Origin of the sequence: Arthrobacter sp. QXT-31, from assembly GCF_001969265.1 — a bacterium.
In the GTDB taxonomy this organism is placed as follows: Bacteria; Actinomycetota; Actinomycetes; order Actinomycetales; family Micrococcaceae; genus Arthrobacter.
In genome coordinates this window covers 2,302,230-2,323,014 of the sequence record NZ_CP019304.1, presented here as the reverse complement: position 1 = coordinate 2,323,014, position 20,785 = coordinate 2,302,230, and the positions used below count along the sequence as shown (strand labels likewise).

12 protein-coding genes are annotated in these 20,785 nt (G+C 65.1%); 5 read left to right on the top strand and 7 right to left on the bottom strand.

Annotated features, from left to right (window positions below; all coding sequences use genetic code 11):
* Positions 1-80: 80 nt before the first annotated feature.
* The 7 genes from BWQ92_RS10470 to BWQ92_RS10440 form a co-directional block, all read right to left on the bottom strand.
* Complete coding sequence (locus BWQ92_RS10470; RefSeq protein WP_076799454.1) at positions 81-1,277, bottom strand: MFS transporter; 1,197 nt, start codon at positions 1,275-1,277, stop codon at positions 81-83.
* A gap of 25 nt (positions 1,278-1,302) precedes the next feature.
* Positions 1,303-2,985, bottom strand: a complete 1,683-nt coding sequence (locus tag BWQ92_RS10465) for an ABC-F family ATP-binding cassette domain-containing protein (RefSeq protein ID WP_076799453.1) — start codon at positions 2,983-2,985, stop codon at positions 1,303-1,305.
* 37 nt (positions 2,986-3,022) lie between these two features.
* Positions 3,023-5,011 carry a penicillin-binding transpeptidase domain-containing protein gene (locus BWQ92_RS10460; RefSeq protein WP_076799452.1) on the bottom strand — a complete coding sequence of 663 codons (1,989 nt, stop codon included), beginning with the start codon at positions 5,009-5,011 and terminating at the stop codon, positions 3,023-3,025.
* A 112-nt stretch (positions 5,012-5,123) separates the two neighbouring features.
* A complete protein-coding gene (locus tag BWQ92_RS10455) occupies positions 5,124-6,563 on the bottom strand; it encodes a phytoene desaturase family protein (protein ID WP_076799451.1) in 1,440 nt (479 codons plus the stop codon).
* Complete coding sequence (locus tag BWQ92_RS10450; RefSeq protein WP_172804274.1) at positions 6,556-8,025, bottom strand: glycosyltransferase family 87 protein; 1,470 nt, start codon at positions 8,023-8,025, stop codon at positions 6,556-6,558. The genes BWQ92_RS10455 and BWQ92_RS10450 overlap by 8 nt, the downstream gene beginning before the upstream one ends.
* A gap of 721 nt (positions 8,026-8,746) precedes the next feature.
* The gene (locus BWQ92_RS10445) at positions 8,747-9,328 is read right to left on the bottom strand and encodes a histidine phosphatase family protein (protein WP_076799450.1); all 582 of its coding nucleotides are present in this window, start codon (positions 9,326-9,328) and stop codon (positions 8,747-8,749) included.
* On the bottom strand, positions 9,325-10,866 hold the full coding sequence (locus BWQ92_RS10440) for a CCA tRNA nucleotidyltransferase (RefSeq protein ID WP_076799449.1): 1,542 nt from the start codon (positions 10,864-10,866) through the stop codon (positions 9,325-9,327). The genes BWQ92_RS10445 and BWQ92_RS10440 overlap by 4 nt, the downstream gene beginning before the upstream one ends.
* Before the next feature lie 195 nt (positions 10,867-11,061).
* Between BWQ92_RS10440 and BWQ92_RS10435 the strand changes: the two genes are divergently transcribed.
* The 5 genes from BWQ92_RS10435 to trxA all read left to right on the top strand — a co-directional run bounded on the left by BWQ92_RS10435 (position 11,062) and on the right by trxA (position 17,210).
* Entirely contained in the window at positions 11,062-11,562 is a 501-nt protein-coding gene (locus tag BWQ92_RS10435; protein WP_076799448.1) for an NUDIX hydrolase, read from the top strand.
* Positions 11,563-11,634: 72 nt separating this feature from the next.
* Positions 11,635-13,731, top strand: a complete 2,097-nt coding sequence (gene murJ / locus BWQ92_RS10430) for a murein biosynthesis integral membrane protein MurJ (RefSeq protein ID WP_076799447.1) — start codon at positions 11,635-11,637, stop codon at positions 13,729-13,731.
* A gap of 172 nt (positions 13,732-13,903) precedes the next feature.
* Positions 13,904-15,649 (top strand): ABC transporter substrate-binding protein, encoded by a 1,746-nt coding sequence (locus BWQ92_RS10425; protein WP_076799446.1) that lies wholly within the window; start codon positions 13,904-13,906, stop codon positions 15,647-15,649.
* A 239-nt stretch (positions 15,650-15,888) separates the two neighbouring features.
* The gene (gene trxB, locus BWQ92_RS10420; protein WP_076799445.1) at positions 15,889-16,845 is read left to right on the top strand and encodes a thioredoxin-disulfide reductase; all 957 of its coding nucleotides are present in this window, start codon (positions 15,889-15,891) and stop codon (positions 16,843-16,845) included.
* A 38-nt stretch (positions 16,846-16,883) separates the two neighbouring features.
* Complete coding sequence (trxA, locus tag BWQ92_RS10415; protein WP_076799444.1) at positions 16,884-17,210, top strand: thioredoxin; 327 nt, start codon at positions 16,884-16,886, stop codon at positions 17,208-17,210.
* Positions 17,211-20,785: the final 3,575 nt, after the last annotated feature.

The window sequence follows — 20,785 nt, the reverse complement described above, 5'->3', positions numbered from 1 at the left end:
CTACCGCCGCCACCGCCGCGTGTTCCGGTTCGGCTTGCGCGGCTCGCGGTTGCTTCCTCCAGATGCTGCCGGCAGGCAGGTTACTTCCTGACGGAAAGCGGCTTGGCGGCACCGGCAAGCACCAGGGCGACCACGATGGGCACACCGATGGCAAGCAGTGCCATGTGGATTCCGGTGACGTCCCCGAGGTAGCCGAGCAGCGGGGGACCGGCCAGGAAGGCGACGTAGCCGATGGTGGACACCACGGACACCCGTGCCGCAGCATGCCGCGGATCGTCCGCCGCTGCCGACATTCCCATCGGAAAGGCCAGGGCAGCACCCACTCCCCAGAGCGCAGCGCCCACGGCCGCCAGCCAGAGGTTTCCGGCGAACACGAACAGGGCCAGGCCGGCTGCGGCCGCCGCCATGCTGCCGCGCAGCACGGCCACCCGGCCGTACCTGTCGATGACGGTGCCGCCGAAGAAACGCATGGCGGTCATGGCCAGCACGAAGAGAGCGAAGAGCAGGGCACCCGTGGCCTCGGAGGTTCCCAGCCCGTCCACCGCCGCCTTGGCAATCCAGTCGTTGCCGGCACCCTCGGTCAGCGTGGCACCCAGGACCACCACGCCGATCAGCAGGGTGCGCAGATCCCGCCAGGCCGACGGTCCCCGCGCCGCCTTGGCCTCGCCGTCGGCGGGCTGTTCAGGAGCGGTGTGGGGAAGGAAGTACCGGGGGACCACGAACGTCAGAACCGCCACCAGCGCGGCGATGACCAGCAGATGCACCGGCAGGCCCACGCCCAGTCCCGAGAGACCTGCCCCGACCAGCGCACCCAGGAAGGCTCCTCCGCTGAAGGCCGCGTGGAACTTGGGCATCACGGTCTTGCGGAGCCGGTGCTCGACGTCGGCCCCCTCAACGTTCTGGGACACGTCCCACAGCCCGATCCCGATGCCGAAGAAGAAGAGCCCGATTGCTGTTCCGGGCACCGATTCAGCGAGCAGCGACACGGAAATGCCCACACCCGCCAGGGCGGCGAGGAAACCGGCAGCCCGGACGGTGTTGGCGGTGCCGAGGCGGTTGATAACTTGCCCGGCGGTGGGCAGCGCGATCAGCGATCCGACGGCGGTACACAGCAGCAGCGTGCCCATCTGCCCCGACGAGATCCCCAGGATCTCCGTGACAGCCGGGATCCTGGCCGCCCAACTCGCAAAGACCAGGCCGTTGGCACCGAAGATGATGAACGTGGCGAGGGCGGCGGAGGAGACCTGCCGGTCGGCAAGCTGCTGGGTTGCGGTCATTCGACAACTCTAGCCATGCGGGTGCTTAGCGGGCGCGCTCCACACGCTTCTCGTCCCAGACCGGCTCCGCGGACTCGTACACCTTGCCGTCGGAGCCGAAAACCAGGAACCGGTCGAAGGTGCGGGCGAACCAGCGGTCGTGCGTAACGGCAAGGACCGTGCCCTCGAAGTGGTCGATCGCCCGCTCCAAGGCCTCGGCCGAGTGCAGGTCCAGGTTGTCCGTGGGCTCGTCGAGCAGGAGCAGGGTGGCGCCGGAGAGCTGCAGCAGCAGGATCTGGAACCGTGCCTGCTGGCCGCCGGACAGCGACTCGTACTTCTGTTCCGACTGGCCGGCCAGCCCGTAGCCGTCGAGGGCGCCTGCGGCGGCCTCCCGGCCCAGGCCGGAACGGTGCTCGTCGCCGCGGTGCAGGATGTCCAGCAGCGTGCGGTTCATGAGGTCGGGCCGGACGTGGGTCTGGGCAAAGAAGCCGGGCCGGATCCGGGCGCCGAGTTTCACGGTGCCTTCGTGCGGCACTTCGGCGATTTCGACATCCGACACGGGAACGTGTTCCCGTTCCGGATCGGTGCCCCCGGTGGCGAGCAGCCGGAGAAAGTGAGACTTGCCGGAACCGTTGGAGCCCAGGACGCCCACTCTGTCCCCGAACCAGATCTCGGTGGAGAAGGGCTTCATCAGGCCGGTCAGCTCCAGCTTTTCGGCCACGATGGCCCGCTTGCCGGTGCGCCCGCCCTTGAGCCGCATCTGGACGTTCTGCTCGATCGGCAGCGCTTCCGGCGGGCCGACCTCCAGGAACTTGGCCAGCCGGGTCTGCGCTGCGTGGTAGCGGTTGGCCATGTCGGACCGGAAGGCGGCCTTGTTCTTGTACATGTTGACGAGTTCCTTGAGCTTGGCATGCTCCTCGTCCCAGCGCTTGCGAAGCTCCTCGAAGCGCGCATTCCGGTCTGCCCGCGCCTCGACGTAGGAGCCGAAGCCGCCGCCGTGGATCCACGCGCCGGCGCCGTTGATCCCCGGCTCCAGGGTGACGATGCGGCCGGCAGCGTTGTTGAGCAGCTCCCGGTCGTGGCTGATGAAGAAGACCGTTTTCTTCGATTCGTTGAGCTTGTCCTCGAGCCAGCGCTTGCCCGGAACGTCAAGGTAGTTGTCCGGCTCGTCGAGGAGGAGCAGTTCGTCGGGGCCGGCGAAGAGCGCCTCGAGCACCAGACGCTTCTGCTCGCCGCCGGAAAGGGTCGACGCGCGGCGGTGCTGGGCGCGGTCAAAGGGCAGTCCCAGGGCGGCCATGCAGACCTCGTCCCAGACGGTCTCGACGTCGTATCCGCCGGCGTCTCCCCAGTCGACGATCGCCTGGGCGTAGCGCATCTGGGTGGGCTCGTCGTCGTGCTCCACCATGGCCAGTTCCGCCTCATCCACGGCCCGGGCCGCAGCCGCCAGCGCCGGTGGCGCGGCGGACACCAGCAGGTCGCGGACCGTGGAGTCGTCGCGGACCTGGCCCACGAACTGCCGCATGATGCCCATGTTGCCGGAGCGGCCGATCACGCCTTCGTCCGGCGTGATGTCACCGGAGATGATGCGGAACAGCGTGGTTTTGCCCGTCCCGTTTGGTCCGATGAGCGCCATTTTGGTGCCGTCCGGGACCTTGAATGTCACCCCGTTGAGCAGCTGGGTGCCGTCGGAGAGGAAGTAGTCGATGCCGGAAACGTCAATATGGGCCACCGGGCAATTCTCCCACGCCCCGCCGCCTGGAGTTTTGTCACCCGGCGGCGGTCAGGAACTTCTTCAGCAGCGGGCCGGAGGTGGTGGCGCCAAGTCCGCCTTCCTCGACGAACACGGCCACGGCGAGATCGCCGTGCACGGCAATGATCCAGGCGTGCGTCTTGGGCGGGTTGGCGTTACCGAATTCTGCGGTTCCGGTTTTGGCACCCACGGGTTCGCCGGGGACCTCGGCCAGGAATCCGGCGTGGCCGGATGTCACCACCGCCCGCATCATGTCCGCGAGGGACGCTGCTTCCGCTTGGGTCACCGGGGTCTGGGCGGCTTTCGCGGGTGCTTCCGCTGTGACGGTCGACGACGGGGCGGAACCTTCCGCTGTCGCCGCCGGGCTGGCCGACGACGATGCGGGGGCGCTCTCCTGCACCAGGACCGGGGACACGGGGGAGCCCTTGGCCACGGAACCTGCCATTACGGCGGCTGCCAGCGGGGACATCAGCACCCTGCCCTGGCCGATCATGGCGGCCGCGTGCTCGGTGCCTTCAGCCTCGCCGGGAACGGAGCCAAGGAACGCCTCGGCACCCAGCTTCGGGGCCTCCACGGCGACCCCGAGCGAGGTGGCGGCCGATTCCAGCTGGGCCTGGGTGACCTTGTCCCGGGCGGCGATGAAAGCCGTATTGCAGGAGTGGGCGAAGGCATCCCGCAGGGTCACCGATCCAAGCGAGTCCTTGGGGTAGCCCTCGGCGTTCTTGAATTTCCTGCCGTCGACGGTGAGCGTGGGCGTGCATTCGACCGTCGAGTCGGGGGTGAATCCGTTGCGGATCATGGCCAGGGAGTCCACCACCTTGAAGGTGGATCCCGGCGCATACTGGCCGAGCATTGCCGTGTTGTAGCCGTTGCTTCCGGGTCCGGACGCGGCGGCGAGCACCTCTCCCGTGGACGGCCGGAGCGCCACGATGGCCGACGCCGGCTTGACGTCCGCGAGGGTGTCTTCGGCGAGCTGCTGCAGCTTCGTATCGAGGGAGGTCTGCAGCGGTTTGCCGGGAACTGCCTGGACCTCAAAGACGGTGCGCCGCGGGTCCGTTGGTGCGGACTGGATCTCTTCGCGGGTCAGGTCCGCGCGCTGCACGCGGACCACGGTGCCGTCCGTGCCGCGGAGCTGGGCGTCGTACTGCTGCTGGAGCCCGCCCGTGCCGATGACGTCCCCGGCTGTCAGGGCGCCGTTGGACTTTTCAATCTGCTCTGCACTGGCTTCACCCACCGCGCCCAGGACAGGGCGGGCGAAGGTCCGTGTTGGTGCCAGCGGCAGTTCGCCGGGGATGGCCCTGCCGCCCGGGATGGCCTCGATCTCGGCGTCGGTCACGGCACGGTCGCTGGTGTTGCGCAGGGTGATGGCGGAAACAAACGCTTCCGCCCCTGATGCCTCCACCTGCTGTACATAGGCGTCGGGATCAACGCCCACCAGACTGGCGAGCTTCCTTGCGGAAGCTGCGGCATCGGCACCACCGAGCTGGGGCTTGTCGATGCCCACATTGACCACGGGGCGCAAGGTGACGAGCTTCTGGTTGCCGGCCCCGAGGATGTCGGCGCGGGGTGGCGATTGGGTGGACTTGCTGAGGATCTCCCCTTCGGCCAGGTTCGGGACCAGCATCCCCGGGGACCATACTGTAAGCCACTTATCGCCGGATTTCCGCAGGTCGGCCGAGACGGTGTACTTCCACTCGCCGGTGGAGATCTTCCAGCTGTAATTCAGCGGGAAGCGGGCGGTGTCGCCGTCGAGCGTCAGCTCCCCTGCCTCCACCGACGGCTTGGCCGGCGCCAGCGCCTTGAAGACCTGGTTGAGCTGGTCGTGGGCCACGTTCGAATCGCGCCCGTCGAAGGCCACCGGGCGCAGGTCCAGGCCGGCGACCGCGGATGCCAGCTGCTTCGCTGCAGATTCCGCGCCCCCGCGGCCGTCGTCGCAGGCCACCAGTGAACCGGCAAGGATAAGGCCGGCAAGGACAAGTGAAAGTTTTTTAGTGTTGTTCCCCACCGCGTTATTATCCCCCGGCGGCTCCCCTATATGAGCCAAGACGGCAACATGAAACGGACACGCTCGGGAAGGACTTATCGTGTCCGTTCCGGCCGGGCACAGGACGCAGCGGCTAGAGACCCAGTGCCGGGACGTCCAGCCCGAATATGTCTTTCAAGGCATACTTCGCCGCGTGGAATCCGGGCATGCCGGTGACGCCCGGCCCCGGCGGCGTCGACGAGGAGCACAGATAGACGCCGCGCGCTGGAGTCCGCCAAGGGACGGGCGAGACAACCGGCCGCTGCACCAGCCCCCGGGGATCCAGGAGGCCGGCACTGAAGTCGCCGCCGACGTAGTTCTCGTTGTACTCGGCCAGTTCCGCCGCCGTTGTGACCTTGTGCCGCACGACGACGTCACGGAACCCGGGCGCGAAACGTTCCAGCTGGTCCATGACGGCCTGGCCCATATCCACAGTGGACCCCGTGGGCACATGGCAGTAGGACCAGACGATGTGCCTGCCCTCCGGAGCCCGGCCGGGATCAACCACGGATGGCTGCGAGACAAGGACATATGGCCGCTCCGGGTGGCGGCCCTCGGACACGGCGTTCTCCGCCTCCGTCATGTCCGCCCGTGTGCCGCCCACATGTACCGTGCCGGCTCCTGCCAGTTCGGAAGCGGTCCACGGGACGGGCCGGGACAGGATGAAGTCCACCTTGCACGCGCCGTTGCCGAACCGGAAGGATTCCAGCGCACGGCGGTAGGAGGCAGGCAGGCGGCTGCCGGCGATGCGGGCAAGGGCCGGAGGCGCAACGTCCAGCAGCACTGCCTTCGCTGGTTCCAGTTCGCCCAGCGACGTGACGCGGAAACCCGTCTGCAGCTCGCCGCCATGGGCTTCGATGTCCTTGACCATGGCATTGGCGATAGCGGAGGATCCGCCCACCGGAATGGGCCAGCCCCCGCTGTGCGCCAAGGCATTTAGCAGGAGGCCGGCCCCCGCCCCGGACAGGGACGGCAGGCGCCCCACCACGTGGGCTGCGACCCCGCTGAGCAGGGCAGGTGCCCGGTCCTGCCGGAAGCGCAGGTTCCAGAGGGGCGAGCCCTGCTCAAGGGTCCGCAGCCCCAGGATGCCGGCAGCCAGCGGGTGGCCCGGTACCCGCAGTAACTGATCGGACGTGGTCTGCACGACGCCGTCAATGTGCCGCACCAGCGGGGCAAGGAGCCTGCGGTAGGCGTGGCCGTCCCGGCCCAGCTCGTCGGCAGTCCGGTCGAGCGACCGGTAAGCCACGGCAGAACGGCCGCCGTCCAGCGGTGATCCGAACTGCACGGGCGGAAGCTGCAGGTCCACCCGGCTCGGAAGTTCGAACGCGCGGAAAAAGGGCGAGGCGAGTGCCATGGGGTGCACGGCGGAGCACACGTCGTGCCAGTGCCCTTCCTCGATGACCTCCGAGGTCCGGGATCCCCCGCCGAGCTGGTCGGCCGACTCGTATACGTGCACCTTTAGTCCCGCCCGCGCCATGACGACGGCGGCGGCGAGTCCGTTGGGGCCGGAACCAACGACGGCGACGTCAGGCATCGCGGGCAACCGTACGCCAGGGAACCACCGATGCAGAGGGCCGGAGCAGGTCGATCCGTAACCAGTCAGGCGCGTGGTTGAAGGGGCCGCCGTGGGGGTCATCCATGGAGTGGCGCCGGATGGGATCGTAGCGCGGGTCCCAGATGTCCCAGGCGACCCGCAGCATGAGATAGGCAGTGGCCAGCATGTGTGCCGCTACGGCCAGGACGTAGTACGGCATGTCGATGTTGTGCTGAGAGACGCCGCCGCTGGTCACTTGGCCAAGATACATCCAGACGGCGGCCCAGTGCAGCCCCTCGATGCCCTGCCAGATCAGGAAGTCACGCCACCTGGGCCGGGCCAGAGCGAGCAGCGGCACGAGCCAGAGAACGAACTGGGGCGAGTAGACCTTGTTGGTGAGGATGAAGGCCGCCACGATCAGGAAGGTCAGCTGGGCGATCCGCGGCCGCCGCGGGGCGGTCAGGGCCAGGACCGCTATAAGGACGCAGGCCAGCAGAAACACGTTCAGGGCCAGCGTGTTGATGGCCTCCGGGGTGAGGGGAGTCCAGCGCACCCTTCCGGCCACCAGGTTGTAGGCAAACCATGGCGAGCTGTAGCCGGCGGGACGGTCCTGCGTGAACTCGAAGAAGTGCTTCCAGCCGGCCGGGTCCCGGGCGGCAATGGGCAGGTTGACGGCGAGCCAGGCCAGGGCGGCCGACGCTGCAGGAACCACGAAGGAGCGGATCTTCCCGGTGCGAAGCGCCAACAGGAAAATCGCGCCGAAGACCAGGAGGGGGTATAGCTTGGTGGCGGTCCCCAGTCCGATCAGGACGCCGGCCAGCACGAGCCGCTCACGGGACAGGAAGTACATGCCGAGCGCCAGCATGGCCACCGCCCACATGTCCCAGTTAATCGTGCCGGCCAATACGATGCCGGGGGCCAGCGCCACCATCGCCGCGTCCCAGGGACGCCGGCGCGTCATGCGGGCCGTGGCCAGCACGGTAACTATCCACACGGCAGCGATCAGGGTGGCATTGACATCGAAATAGCCGAGGATCCGGGCGTCCGTGACTCCCTCGCCGGGCACCAGGCGGGCCGTTATCCCCGCGATCAGGCCCATCAGGACCGGATACTCGAAAAGGGCGCCCGGCGTGAAAAATGGAAATACCCCGTCCGCCAGCCCCCTGTTGCGGAAGAGTTCAGGAAAGTCCGAGTAGCAGGTCGCATAGAACTGCGACGGCGTCTCCCACCCGTTCACGCGGCAGTAGTCCTTGACGGCGATAGCGGCCAGGGCGGCGAGCACAGTCAGGATGATCAGCACGCGTTCCACTGTGAAGAAACCCGGCGCGACCACCCCCGGGGCGGACCGCGCGCCCAGGGGCCCGCCGATGAGCTCGGTGAAGTTCCGCAGAAGCCGGTCGCTGCGGCTCGGCACCACCAGGCGCGCGAGCTTTTGATCGGGCGGCGGCTGTGTCTCCTGCATGGTCTCGAGCTTACCGGTGGGGTCAGCGCAGGCTGCTCACTTGCTGATGCATAAGCATGTAGACATCCTCGCGTTTCTGGTCGAGCAACTGACCGTCGAACTGGAGTTGCGAAAGAATCTCCTGGAGTTTGCGGAGCATGGTTTTTCACCTCCCTTCGAAAAGTGCTGAAGCAATTCGGGCATGCCAATTAGAGCTACTTGGGCATGCGGAGAAATGGCTGTAAAAAGGCAAAGAAATGCCCGGTAAGGAAATGGGTCCGCAAAAGCGGCAATTAACCCGAGAGAACAGAAGTGCGGCAAGCCAACGGGAAGCAGGGTTCCGAATTATGGGAAAGCTGCGCAACCGCCCGTTCCGCTACATCAGAGGGCCCGGGTCAAAGTTCCTGAGCCCGGGCAGAATTGTCCGCCAATGTCCCGCCTGTCTCCCATCAAAGACGGGAGGTGGCAGGGGAGTCGGGTTCAGGCTTGGGCGAGTCCGTGAAGAGGGCGCGGGCCAGCAAGGAAGGCCGGGAACGCGGTGATGGTCATCTTCCATCCGCTAGTCAAAGTAATCATTTCCCCAACCTCCTTTTCTGCCTGGACGGTGCCGGGCTGACTCGCCGGACAACGTGCGCGGTGACCCCGGCAGGCCGCTCTGGGGTCAGGAATAAAAGTACACCAGAAATGATCTGGTTGACTATCTATTTTCGGAGAAATCTAAAATAACCTGGAAAAAATCCTTTTACAGGCCCCAGCGGAGAACCACAGGAGTTCTTTTGTCCCAGCCGAGCGTGCAGACCTTGGCTGTTCCGAGCAGGAAATGCCTGCCCTCAGCAGCTTCCAGTTCCAGCCAGCGGGCGGTGAGAATCCGGGAAAAGTGGCCATGTGCCACGATCAGGACATTGTCCAGCCCCGACTCCAGCACGCGGGCAATGATCTTGTCTGCCCGCGCGGCTACATCCTCCAGCTTTTCGCCGTTGGGAACGCCGTGGGTCCAGATGAGGTAGTCGGGGTTGTCTTTGCGGATCAGGTCGGAGCTGATGCCCTCGTAGTCGCCATAATCCCATTCCACGGCCAGGGGTTCATGGACGGCGTCGGGGAAACCGGCGAGTTCAGCGGTCCGGCGGGCACGGCGCAGCGGGGAGGTCAGGACCAGATCGAAATCGACGGCGTCCAGGATCCTGCGCGCCTCGACTGCCTGCTGCTCGCCCTCCACAGTCAGGGGCAGGTCCGTCAGTCCCGTGTACTGGCCGCTCTTGGACCATTCGGTTTCGCCGTGCCGCAGGATCCACAGCTGGGGGCGGGCGAGGTTGGCGGCGGTCACTTGGACTCCTCAGTTAGGGAAGATTCGACGTCGGCGGCTGGGTTGGCGGAAGCGCCGGAAGTAGAAGCGCTGGAAGCGGGAGCCTCAGGAGAAGGAGCAGCGGATTCGGGCTGCTCGGCCCACCAGGCCCGAAGCCGGGATTCGGCATCGGCAGGATCCAGCGGGCCGTTTTCCATCCGTTCCTCGAGCAGGAACTTGTAGGCCCTGCCGACGACGGGGCCGGGCTTAAGGTCCAGCAGCGCCATGATCTGTGCCCCGTTCAGGTCCGGCCGGACCGCGTCCAGGGACTCCTGCTCGCGAAGGGCCACGATCCTGGCTTCGAGGTCGTCGTAGGCGAAGGACAGCCTGTCGGCTTTGCGCTGGTTGCGGGTGGTGACGTCGGAGCGGGTCAGGCGGTGCAGGCGCTCCAGCAGGGGACCGGCATCCGTGACGTAACGCCGCACGGCCGAATCTGTCCACCCTGCGTCCCCGTAGCCGTAGAAACGCATGTGCAGCTCCACAAGGCGGGCGACGGCCTTGATGGTGTCGTTGTCGAAGCGCAGCGCCTTCATCCGCTTCGTGGTCAGCTTGGCCCCCACCATGTCGTGGTGGCGGAAGCTGACCGCACCGCCCGGTTCGAACCGGCGCGTAGCCGGCTTTCCGACGTCGTGCATCAGTGCCGCAAACCGCAGGACGAAGTCGGGGCCGGGAACGGCGCCGTCGGAATCAGTTTCCATCGCAGCCGCCTGCTCCAGGACCTGCAGGGAGTGCTGGTAGACGTCCTTGTGGCGGTGGTGCTCGTCGGACTCCAGCCGCAGCGCGGACACCTCTGGCAGCACGAATTCGGCCAGGCCTGTGTCCACCAGCAGGTCGATGCCCACCCGGGGGTGCCGGCCGCAGACGAGTTTGACCAGCTCATCGCGGACGCGCTCGGCCGAGATGATGCTGATGCGCTCGGCCATCCGCGTCATGGCGGTGCGGACATCGTCCCGCACCGCCACACCCAGCTGGGAGGCGAACCTCGCTGCCCGCATCATCCGCAGGGGATCGTCGGAAAAGGACGCCTCGGGGGCGCCGGGAGTGGCCAGCACGGAACCGTGGAGGTCGCGGATCCCGCCGAAAGGGTCCACCAGTTCCATCGAGGGCAGCCGCAGGGCCATGGCGTTGATGGTGAAGTCGCGGCGCAGAAGGTCGTCCGTGAGCGAGGAGCCGAAGGCCACCACGGGCTTCCGGGATTCGGGATCGTAGGCTTCGGCGCGGTACGTGGTGATTTCGATCTGGAAGCCGGCCTTGCGCATCCCGATCGTTCCGAAGGCGCGTCCGATCTCCCAGAAGTTGTCCGCCCACTTCTTGATCAGCGCCACGGTCTGGTCCGGCGTGGCATCGGTCGTGAAATCGAGGTCGGGGGAGGTGCGACCCAGGAACAGGTCCCGCACCGGACCACCAACAAGCGACAGCTCATGACCGGCATCCACGAACCGCTGCCCGAGTTCCAGGACCACCGGGTCCACCTGGAAGTCGACGGTGTGAAGATCAGTCTTTTGATGTGCGTGCGCCATAGTTACTTAAGCTTGTCAGAAAACCGGGCCCCACCGCACCAAATCCCGTCATTGTGCGACGGCGCCGCCAAGGCCCGTCACGTGCAGTCCACCTGCAAGCCATGTCCCGGTCATCAAGGCGGGGCAAGAGTCGTTAGAGTGGACTCCATGGCCCATCCAGTACCGAGCGCTCCCGGCAGGAGGACGAACCCACCGTTGCCGTCGGCAATCGGTGCCCACGTCGCGCCTGCACCGCACTCGGCCCCGGCCTCGCTCCCCACAGTGGAGGAGATCTCCGCCGGCGGCGTGGTGGTGGACACGTCCGACGACGAACTGAGGGTTGCGATCATCGCCCGCCTTAATAGGGGCGGACGGCTGGAGTGGTGCCTGCCCAAGGGCCACCCGGAGGGCCGGGAAAACAACGAGGAAGCCGCGGTCCGTGAGATCGCCGAAGAAACCGGCATTGACGGTGACATCCTGGCCCCGCTGGGCAGCATCGATTACTGGTTTACGGTCAGCGGGCACCGTGTGCATAAGACGGTGCACCACTACCTGCTGCGCGCCACCGGGGGCGAACTCACCATCGAAAACGATCCTGACAAGGAAGCGGTTGATGTTGCCTGGGTTCCCATCCACGAACTTGCCCGCAAGCTTTCGTTTCCCAACGAACGCCGCATCGCCGACCTGGCACGCGAAGTCCTTCCCGAGCACCTCTGACCGTCCGGCAATGCCTGCCTGGTGCCCCTATGTGTGCCGCAATATCAGCACGCGGGTGAGACGATGAAGACGATGTCAGCAGTCAATTCGCCCTCCGACCAGCCTTCACAGCCGGGTGAAACCCCGCCGGGTGTGACGCCCGCCAGCGAGGCTGCCTCCAGCGCCGCGCAGCCCGGCGAGGCCCGTTCCAGCGCCATCATGGCCGCCGGGACGCTGGTTTCACGCCTGCTGGGCTTCGGCAAGACCTGGATGCTGGGTGCGGCGCTGGGCCTGGGCTCGACAGTTAATGACACGTTCATCAACGCCAACAACCTGCCCAACCTGATCTTCCTGCTCGTGGCCGGCGGCGTCTTCAACGCCGTGCTGGTGCCGCAGATCATCAAGGCCAGCAAAGCCCCGGACAGGGGAGCGGACTACATCAGCAGGCTGCTCACGCTGGCAGTTCTCGTGCTCCTGTCCCTGACCCTGCTGGTCACCTTGTTCGCGCCGGCGGTCATCGAACTCACCACGCAGGGCTACTCGCCGCAACAGCGGGCGCTGGCGGTGGCCTTCGCCTTCTGGTGCCTGCCGCAGATCTTCTTCTATGGCCTGTACGCGCTGCTGACGCAGGTCCTCAACGCCAACGGGGCTTTCGGCCCGGCCATGTGGGCACCCATCCTGAACAACATCGTGGCCATTGCCGGCCTCGGCATGTTCATCTGGATCTTCGGCGCCAACGTGGTGAACCCTCATTCGCTGGACAACTGGGGTGACACGCAGACGTTCTTCGTCGCCGGCTTCTCCACCCTCGGCGTCGTTTCCCAGACAGCCATCCTGCTGATTCCCGTGCTGCGGCTGAAGCTTGGACTGCGCCCCCGCTTTGGCTGGCGCGGGGTGGGGCTGGGCCAGGCTGCAAAGCTGAGCGTCTGGACGCTCCTGACGGCCGCCGTCGGGCAGCTCGCCTTCCTGTACGTCATGCGCATCGCCACCATCCCCGGCGCCGAGCGCCTCCGTCTGCAGGAGGCGGGCGACCCCGCCGCCGCCATGCTCCCCGGTAACGCCGTGCTGGAAGTGGCCAGCCAGCTGTACCTGCTGCCGCACTCGATCATCGCGCTCTCGCTGGCCACTGTGCTGTTCAACCGGATGACCCATGCCTCCCAGGAGGGCAACCGGGCGGCACTCCGGGAAGCCCTGTCGCAGGGGCTGCGGACCATGGCGGTGGCCACGGTGTTCGGCGCGCTGGCACTGTTCGCCCTGGCCGGTCCGCTGGGCATGTTCTTCTCCGGCGGCCTGCGCACCGACGGCGTGATGCTGGCTCAGACCCTCACCATCCTGGCGCTCAGCACGCCGTTCATGAGCGCAAACTTCATGATGTCCCGGGTCTTCTACGCCAACGAAGACGCCCGCACGCCGTTCTACATCCAGCTGGTGCTGGCCCTGGTGAACGTGGTTGCCGCGTTCTTCATCCAGTTCCTGCCAATCGACCAGATTATTTTCGCCATCGCCGTCCTTTACACCGGCGGAAACATCCTCTCGGTAATCGTCTCGGCCATCTTCCTGCGCCGTCTGCTGGGGCACCTTGACGGTCCCCGGATCATCAACTCGTACATCCGCATGGGCTACGCCGCCCTCGGCTCGGCGATTGCCGGTGTGGGTGCCCTGTGGCTCATGGGCAGCTACAGCCCCGTCGGTTTCGCCTGGAGCAGCCGGCCAGCCGCCTTGGTAACCATCGTCGTCGTCGGCCCCGTGATGCTGGCTGCGTACCTGCTGCTGCTAAGGCTGTTCCGCGTCACCGAACTGGCCGACCTCCTCCGCCCGCTGCTGGGGCGGCTCGGCCGCGGTTCCGGTGCTGCCCCCTCTGCCGCGGCGAACGCCGGGGCTTCCGGTGCCCCAGGATCCGCCGGGGCAGCATCCGGGGGACGCACGACGCCGGAGCGCGCCACGGTCTCGTCGGATACCGGCCTGATTCCCAGGATTTCCGGCGAGTTTGATTCCGCCTCCTTCCGTGCCGGGCCTGCGCCCCAGCCGGAGGAGTACGACGGCGTCACTTACCTTCCGGAGGAGGACACCCCAGGCACGGCCCGTAGGAATGTCCTGCGGGGGGAAATCCCTCTTCCGGGCCGCCGGACCTACCAGGGAACCCCCGGTCAGAACCCCCATTTCCCGTCCCGGCGGAGGAAGAAAAAGTAGTCCTCACGGGAGCCGGCCAGCGCCGTCTTCCGCGGCCGTTGCACTGCATCGGCTAGGATCGAGGGGAACAAGGGTAGTTGCAGACCAAGGGTCCGCCGGCATTACCGGAGGCCATCCCTGGCGATGCATCGCCAGGGCCAGAAGCAATTCCCGGACAGGCTAGGAGGAACACGTGTCCCACCCGATCGATGTCGGATCAGTACTTGGCGGCCGCTACAAGGTCACGGCCACAGTGCTGAGCTCGCATGACCAGGATCTGGTGCTGGACGGTGTGGACCAGGTGCTGAACCGCCCGGTCAGCATCCTGGTGGCAGGCCCTTACAACGCCGACCAGGTGGCCCAGAGCGCCCGCGAGGTGGCCATGGGGGAGCGCCCGGGGAACGTGCAGATCCTTGACCTTGGGGTCAGCGACGCCACGACCTACCTGATCACCAACCACACTTCCGCCGCTGATCTGCTGGACCTTGTGGTTGCTTCCAACCCGCCCTATGTGGAGCCGTTCTTCACGGACACCCTGGGCAGCGAAATCTTCGGCCAGGCGCGCTCCCATGAGCCGGAAACCTACGACGAAGACGACGAGGTCGAAGCCGGGTACATCAACTACGGCGAAGCCCAGACCCGGCCGGGCGGGCAGTACCCAGCCGCCGCGCCCAGCCCTCCCGCCAGCCGGTCCACCCCGGGTTCGGCAGTCTCCCAGGGGCGCGGGCCGCAGGCTCCTGCACAGCAGGTACCCGCACCACCGGCGCGGAAGGCTCCCGTCGTCCCGCCGCTTCCGGCCGCCCGGCCCGCCGCTGGTGCTGCAGCCGCCGGTGCTGCAGCTGCCGCCGGCACGGCCGGTGCCGCCGCTTCGCGGGGCAATACACAGGGCATCCCGGAGACCACTGCACCGCAGCCGGTCCAGCCCGGCAAGGGCTACGAGCAGGACGCCAACCGGGAACCCGTCCCGCACGGCAACGTTGAGCAGGCACTCCTGCAGCGCGAGACCAACCGTTCCGGAAACTCGGCACGCGGCGCGGGCGGTGCAGCTGCGGCCGGTGCCGGTGCCGCCGCCGGTGCAGCCGCCGCTTCCGGGGACGGGCACAACTCGTCCAAGGTGTCGCTGTGGTCGGAGAACGACTATGACTACGTCCCCGAGGACGGGTACGACGACGAAGGCAGCGACGCGCACGGGCAGGACCGCGGTGCCGGCACCTTCCCTTCCCATGCACGCACCGGCGCCGCTCCCGCTGCCGACTACTACGACGAGGAAGACGACGAGCCGCAGAAGGAACCGCGTTCCATGCGGTGGCTTGTGGGGGGCCTGCTGGCCGCCGTCCTGATCGTCGGACTGATCTTTGCCGTGACCAACCTCGGCAGCCTCTTCAAGCCTGCACCGCAAGCGGAAGCTACCACCGGGACCAGTGTGTCGCCGTCGGCCGCTACCCAGCCGAGCAGCGGCGCGCCCACTAAGACCACCGCCCCGGCGGCAGGGCCGCCCGCGATTGAAGGGATCACCCGGCAGGGCAGCTTTGATTTCGCTTCCAACTACGACGACGACCTCGGGAAGGTCTTCGACGGAAACGCGGCCAGCTACTGGTCAGACATGGAGTTCGCCACCGAGGACTGGGGTGGCCTTGCTCCGGAGGGTGTCCCGCTGGTTGTGAAGCTGAAGAGCCCGTCCCAGGTCTCTTCGATAACCCTGAACCAGCTGGGTGCCTCGGGCGGCAACATCACGGTCTACACCAATGACCGGCCTTCACTCGACGGGGCAAAGCAGGTGGGAACCAACAGCTTTACCTCGCCTGACCTCACCATGCCGCTGGCCGAGCCGGTGACCGCCCAGTACGTCATTGTCTCGATCAAGAACCTGCCCAAGCTGGCCGCCCCCAAGACGCGGTTTGGCTATGGCTTGAGGCTCGCGGAGATCAAGGTCCAGTAGGGGACGCTGCTCCACCAAAGGCAGGAAGGCAATCCAGGTTCCTGCCAGGCGTAACCCGCATGCCCTGGGCTGGCGGAGGCGGTACCCTTGTGGAGAGTCCCGTGGCGGTGGTTCCGTGCAGGCACGGGCGTTTTCGCCTGCCTCCAAACACGTTTGGAATATTCCATACTGCCAATCAGTTGTGCCATGTGGCCGGCCGGAAGGCTGGCGCATCGACAAAGGAAGAGGTTCATCGTTCAGTGAGCACCGCAGAAAACAGCGCGTCAGAAGTACGTGATGTCATCATCGTCGGCTCCGGCCCCGCTGGCTACACGGCCGCCGTGTACACGGCCCGCGCCAACCTGAAGCCCCTGCTTCTGGCTGGCTCCGTCACTGCGGGCGGTGAGCTCATGAACACTACGGATGTCGAGAACTACCCGGGTTTCCCGGAGGGCATCATGGGTCCGGACCTCATGGAGAACTTCGAAAAGCAGGCCGCCCGCTTCGGCACAGAGATCCAGTTCGAGGACGTCACCGCCTTGGATCTCGACGGCGACATCAAGACTGTCACGATCGCAACGGGGGAGACCTTCCGCGCCCGCGCCGTCATTCTGTCCACCGGCTCGGCGTACCGCGAACTCGGCCTGGCCAACGAAAAGCGCCTCTCCGGCCACGGTGTCAGCTGGTGTGCAACCTGCGACGGTTTCTTCTTCAAGGACCAGGACATCGCAGTGATCGGTGGCGGAGACTCCGCGATGGAGGAGGCGCTCTTCCTGACCAAGTTCGCCAAGTCCGTCACGGTGGTGCACCGCCGCGACACGCTGAAGGCCTCCAAGATCATGGGTGACCGCGCCCTGGCCCACGAGAAGATCAACTTCGTGTGGAACACCACGGTCGAGGATGTCCTCGGCGGAGACAAGGTCACCGGCCTGAAGCTGAAGAACCTGGTCGACGGTACCGAGTCGGAGCTGGCAGTGACCGGCGTCTTCGTGGCCATCGGCAACGATCCCCGCACCGAACTCGTCAAGGACAGCCTCGAGATCACGGCTGAGGGCACCATCGCGGTCGAGGGCCGCAGCTCGCGCACCAGCATCAAGGGCGTCTTCGCGGCCGGCGACGTCGTGGACCCCACCTACCGCCAGGCGATCACTGCATCGGGCTCCGGCTGTGTTGCGGCGATCGACGTCGAGCACTACCTCGCAGACCTTCACGCCTGACCGGCGCTGAATTCCGTTCGAAGAGAGAGACAAGGGTCATGAGCAACGCTAAAGATGTAACTGATGCAAGTTTCAGCACTGACGTACTCGCCGCTGACAAGCCGGTAATCGTTGATTTCTGGGCTGAATGGTGCGGGCCGTGCCGGAAGCTCGGTCCTATTCTGGACGAGATCTCGGTGGAGTACGGCGAGAAGGTCAATGTCGTCAAGGTGAATGTTGATGACAACCCCGCCATCGCTGCTGAGTACGGCATCACCTCCATTCCCGCCGTTTACCTGTTCCAGGGCGGTGAAGTGAAGAACACGGTAATCGGTGCGAAGCCAAAGCAGTTCTTCGAAAAGGAATTCGCGGACGTTCTGTCCTAGTCGAGGCTTGCCTGTGCGAGGAAACTTCACAGGCAACTCTCATCAGAGTTAATCAAGGTGGCCATCACTCCCAGGGGAGTGATGGCCACCTTTTTTGTGGTCCCTGTGTCTATCTACAGGACTGGCGCGAGGTGGTGCGGTGTCGATCGTGCATTTGCAGCCCGGTAACGGTTTCGTGTCGAGCACTTCTTCGCTCGCTAGCCCTCGCGTTGCGGATGGTCGTCGTCGCGCTCTGGGCTGCCACCGAAGCCAGGGGTACGGGTCTTCTGGAGCGTTGCAGCGCGGTCTACTAACCGGTCGTCGGCCGGAGGGATGAACGGCGTGCTGATGTTTCACGTGAAACTCCGCGAGCCGATCCTTTGAGAAATACCGCCACAACTGCGGCAGCCTCTTCAGATCGGCTCTAAGAGGCACACATGCTCCCGAGCCTGTCCGGCATGCTATGTTCCGGCGCCCACTAAGAAACTTCAATTACGGTCGCCATTCCAACCAGTCCTGAGGCTCTTGGTTCGTGAATGCAAAGACCTCGCCAATTCTTCAGCAACTAGGAGTGTCTGCTTTCCAGCGGCGCCCGAGCCCAGGAGGCCGGACGCTGCTTCGGCTGGGCAAGCCGAGTCAAAGAGAAAATGCTAGCCGCCCAAGTCCACCGCTTTGTTTCACGTGAAACGCTGAGGTGCTGGCCGATCAACAGCTACTTCACCGCAGACTACCTATTCCTTTCGCCCGCAAACCACGATGCGCCAGAATGACGCACTGCGTTCGTTGCCAAATCCACGGGCCGAAGCAGGGCCTGTATGGACGTGGCGGCTTCATCCGCAAGCAAGCCGAAACAGCCAGTAGAGGCGCGCCAGGCAGCGGCGGAACTCGGCGACGATGCGATTCAAGCCGTAAGGGGACAAACACTTAAGGAGCCGCGGCGCCTGTAGCTCGAGCTCGTCACTTGCTGTCAGACAAAGCAGGGCTCCAAGCCAAACGGTGCTTGCCGTGAACGACCCGCGTCGTGCTCTGAAAGACGTAAATCAACCCAAAGCGCCTGCCACCTTCGTCCGCTCCTGGTACAGGTTTCATCGAGCCGAGAATGTCGCCTTCGTTCAGCCTGCTCCGTCCCTAAGCTCAAACGCGCTTGGCGTCCCGGCGTTGGTCGCTACCTGTAAAGAATTGCCCAACAGGGCAGGCACCAAACAATTGCGTCAGAGGAGCTTTTCGGGCACTCGGTATTGCAGCCCCGGCCTCAGCACCGATTAGGGGGCGATGCCCACCCCACGCCGCAGTAGCTCTGCACGGCGCAAATCGTACGGTGCGTAAGATCCGTGATGCGCCCACAACCCTTAGTTAGTCACTCGTTCCTTCCTCCACGAGAACTCGTGCGCGTGGCAGCCTACAGTGCCGACAGTGGAGCGACGCGAAAATGGTGACTCCAGTATCCACGGTGCCGATCATAGAGCGGGTCATAAACACGCGGATAAAATGCGGCGCGGGACCTTCCGGGGAACGGGAACATTCTCCCGTGGGCAGACATGGCGTGTGATCCGTCCTGCCCTGTGGTGATTGCAGGAGTGGGAGGAGGCGGTTGGGCGCACAGCTCGGAAATGAACGCACCCACATACCTAGCCATCTCCCCGCATCGATGACGACATCTGAATCGGTAATCCTCGGTTCTCATTCTCGGAAGCCCGCGTGTTCGCACAGGAAGTCGACAATTGTCCTGAAGTTGCACAACGAGCCAGTCTGCACAAGCCTGTACTCCTCGTTTCTTGCAGAGAGATACCCCAGCTGTTTCACGTGAAACACCACCCAGCGTGGGGCATACCCATGCGGGACCGGCCAGTGCGAGTAATCCCAGGAACCCCCAATGGCTAGTGGTCGTTCCCAGATGTTTCACGTGAAACGAACTGCCCGTACCGGGGGATCGAGGACCCGCCCATTCTGCGCGTCTGCCCGCGAGTTGGGAGTACCTCTCGCTACTTTGCTGAGCACTTGGAGCTAAGGGGAACGAAGCACGACTAACTGCACGTGCCCAATGCGACTGAAAGCCGCTCCCTGCTGAGGCAGGTACTCTCAAAGGATTCGTCCGCTCGATCAGCCGATGCCTGGAGTCTTTGTGCGGACGGACTTGCCCGCTTCCGACGTCGCACATTTCCTTGACCACCTCCGGTGCGGTCTCACAACGGCCGTCGCCTGATTCTGTCACTGCTCTCCAGTCGCGCGATGCTTGCAGCCCCGGGACCACAACGGCCGACCACGGAAGCAATAGCGTGATGGTGCACATGCCTGGATCATCGCGAGAGTCGAATGCAGGAAATCTCCATTCGTATCCCGGAGCAGGCAGACGTTTCACGTGAAACCACTGCAATAGGACTTGAATGGCCGTAACGGTACGGTCCTTCACCTACAGTTACTAAGCGACCTTCCTAGTTCCCATTCGCCTGCGGTCCCCAAATATTGGCCGACACCGGGGACAGGGAAGATCAGCAGACTTGTCATGTGCCGGCTGGAATCCTCGTTCCGCTACCGGGGGAGCATCCCAGGGGTTGGAGCTATGACGGGCAGGTATGATTCGATACTGCTGACGTCACCATAACCTGAGAGCGCTCTCGCTCCGGAACGACAGTCCCCGCCGGCTGGCGACCCACCCGTCAACGACGAGATCTAGAGGCTTGGCTCCGACCGAACCCGGCGGGAGACCGCCGCGAGCAGGGGTCACCCGTTGACACGTGATAAGTCCCTCCGAACAAGGCAGCCTACCGCGGACGCTGGGAAGGTCATTCAGCGACCGCGGCTCCCGCATCTCGCTGTGCACCACGGGGGGACAGGTAGCAGTTCTCGTGGCCGGCGCGTGCTTTGCTGACATCGAACGTTCGCCCCACGGGCACCCCCGGGACTCATGGGCATTCTGAACAATAGATTGCCGAGCGCCGACGATCGACCCCATCATCCATAAGCGCCGACGCTCCTGCATCTGAATCCCTACACCCTAACGTCCCCTGGACCGCGGGGAGGCAACCGAGGGCCAGCGCAACAACCAGCTGCACTCTCGAGGGCTAATCAGTGAAACACCGAACTGGCCAGCATGCTGCTCATCCGGATGGCGTGCTTGTCCCATGCACCGAGTAAGAAGATTTCTGTGCGACCTGGCTGGCGCTTCGAAAATCACAAACCGCCTTTTCCTTGGGGAGTGGGTGTCACGAACAATGCCGACCGAAGCTACTCTGGACCGCTAATCCACTCCCGCGCACCTCTGCTCGAGGCAAGGTGCGTGGCTGTACCGCGTAGATTGGACCTTCTCGCATTCGACTAAAGCGCCTGTAGAGCGGCTGGTGCTGGCAGACGCCGCCCTCGTTCAGTTTTTTCCCAAGCGTCGGCATGAGATTATTCACAGTCTTATCCACAAGTGAATCCACAGCGTTATCCACAGGCTAAGCAAGGCCTTGGGGACTCTGTGGACTACGTCTCAGACAGAAATATGTGTGGCCCCGTCTTTCCTAGCGCCAGGAGCGAAACTGCGCCTCCGACTTTGCACCCGGGGAGGCGCGCCGAGGGTCGCACACTCTGTGCTTAAAGTCACCTGCGTTTAA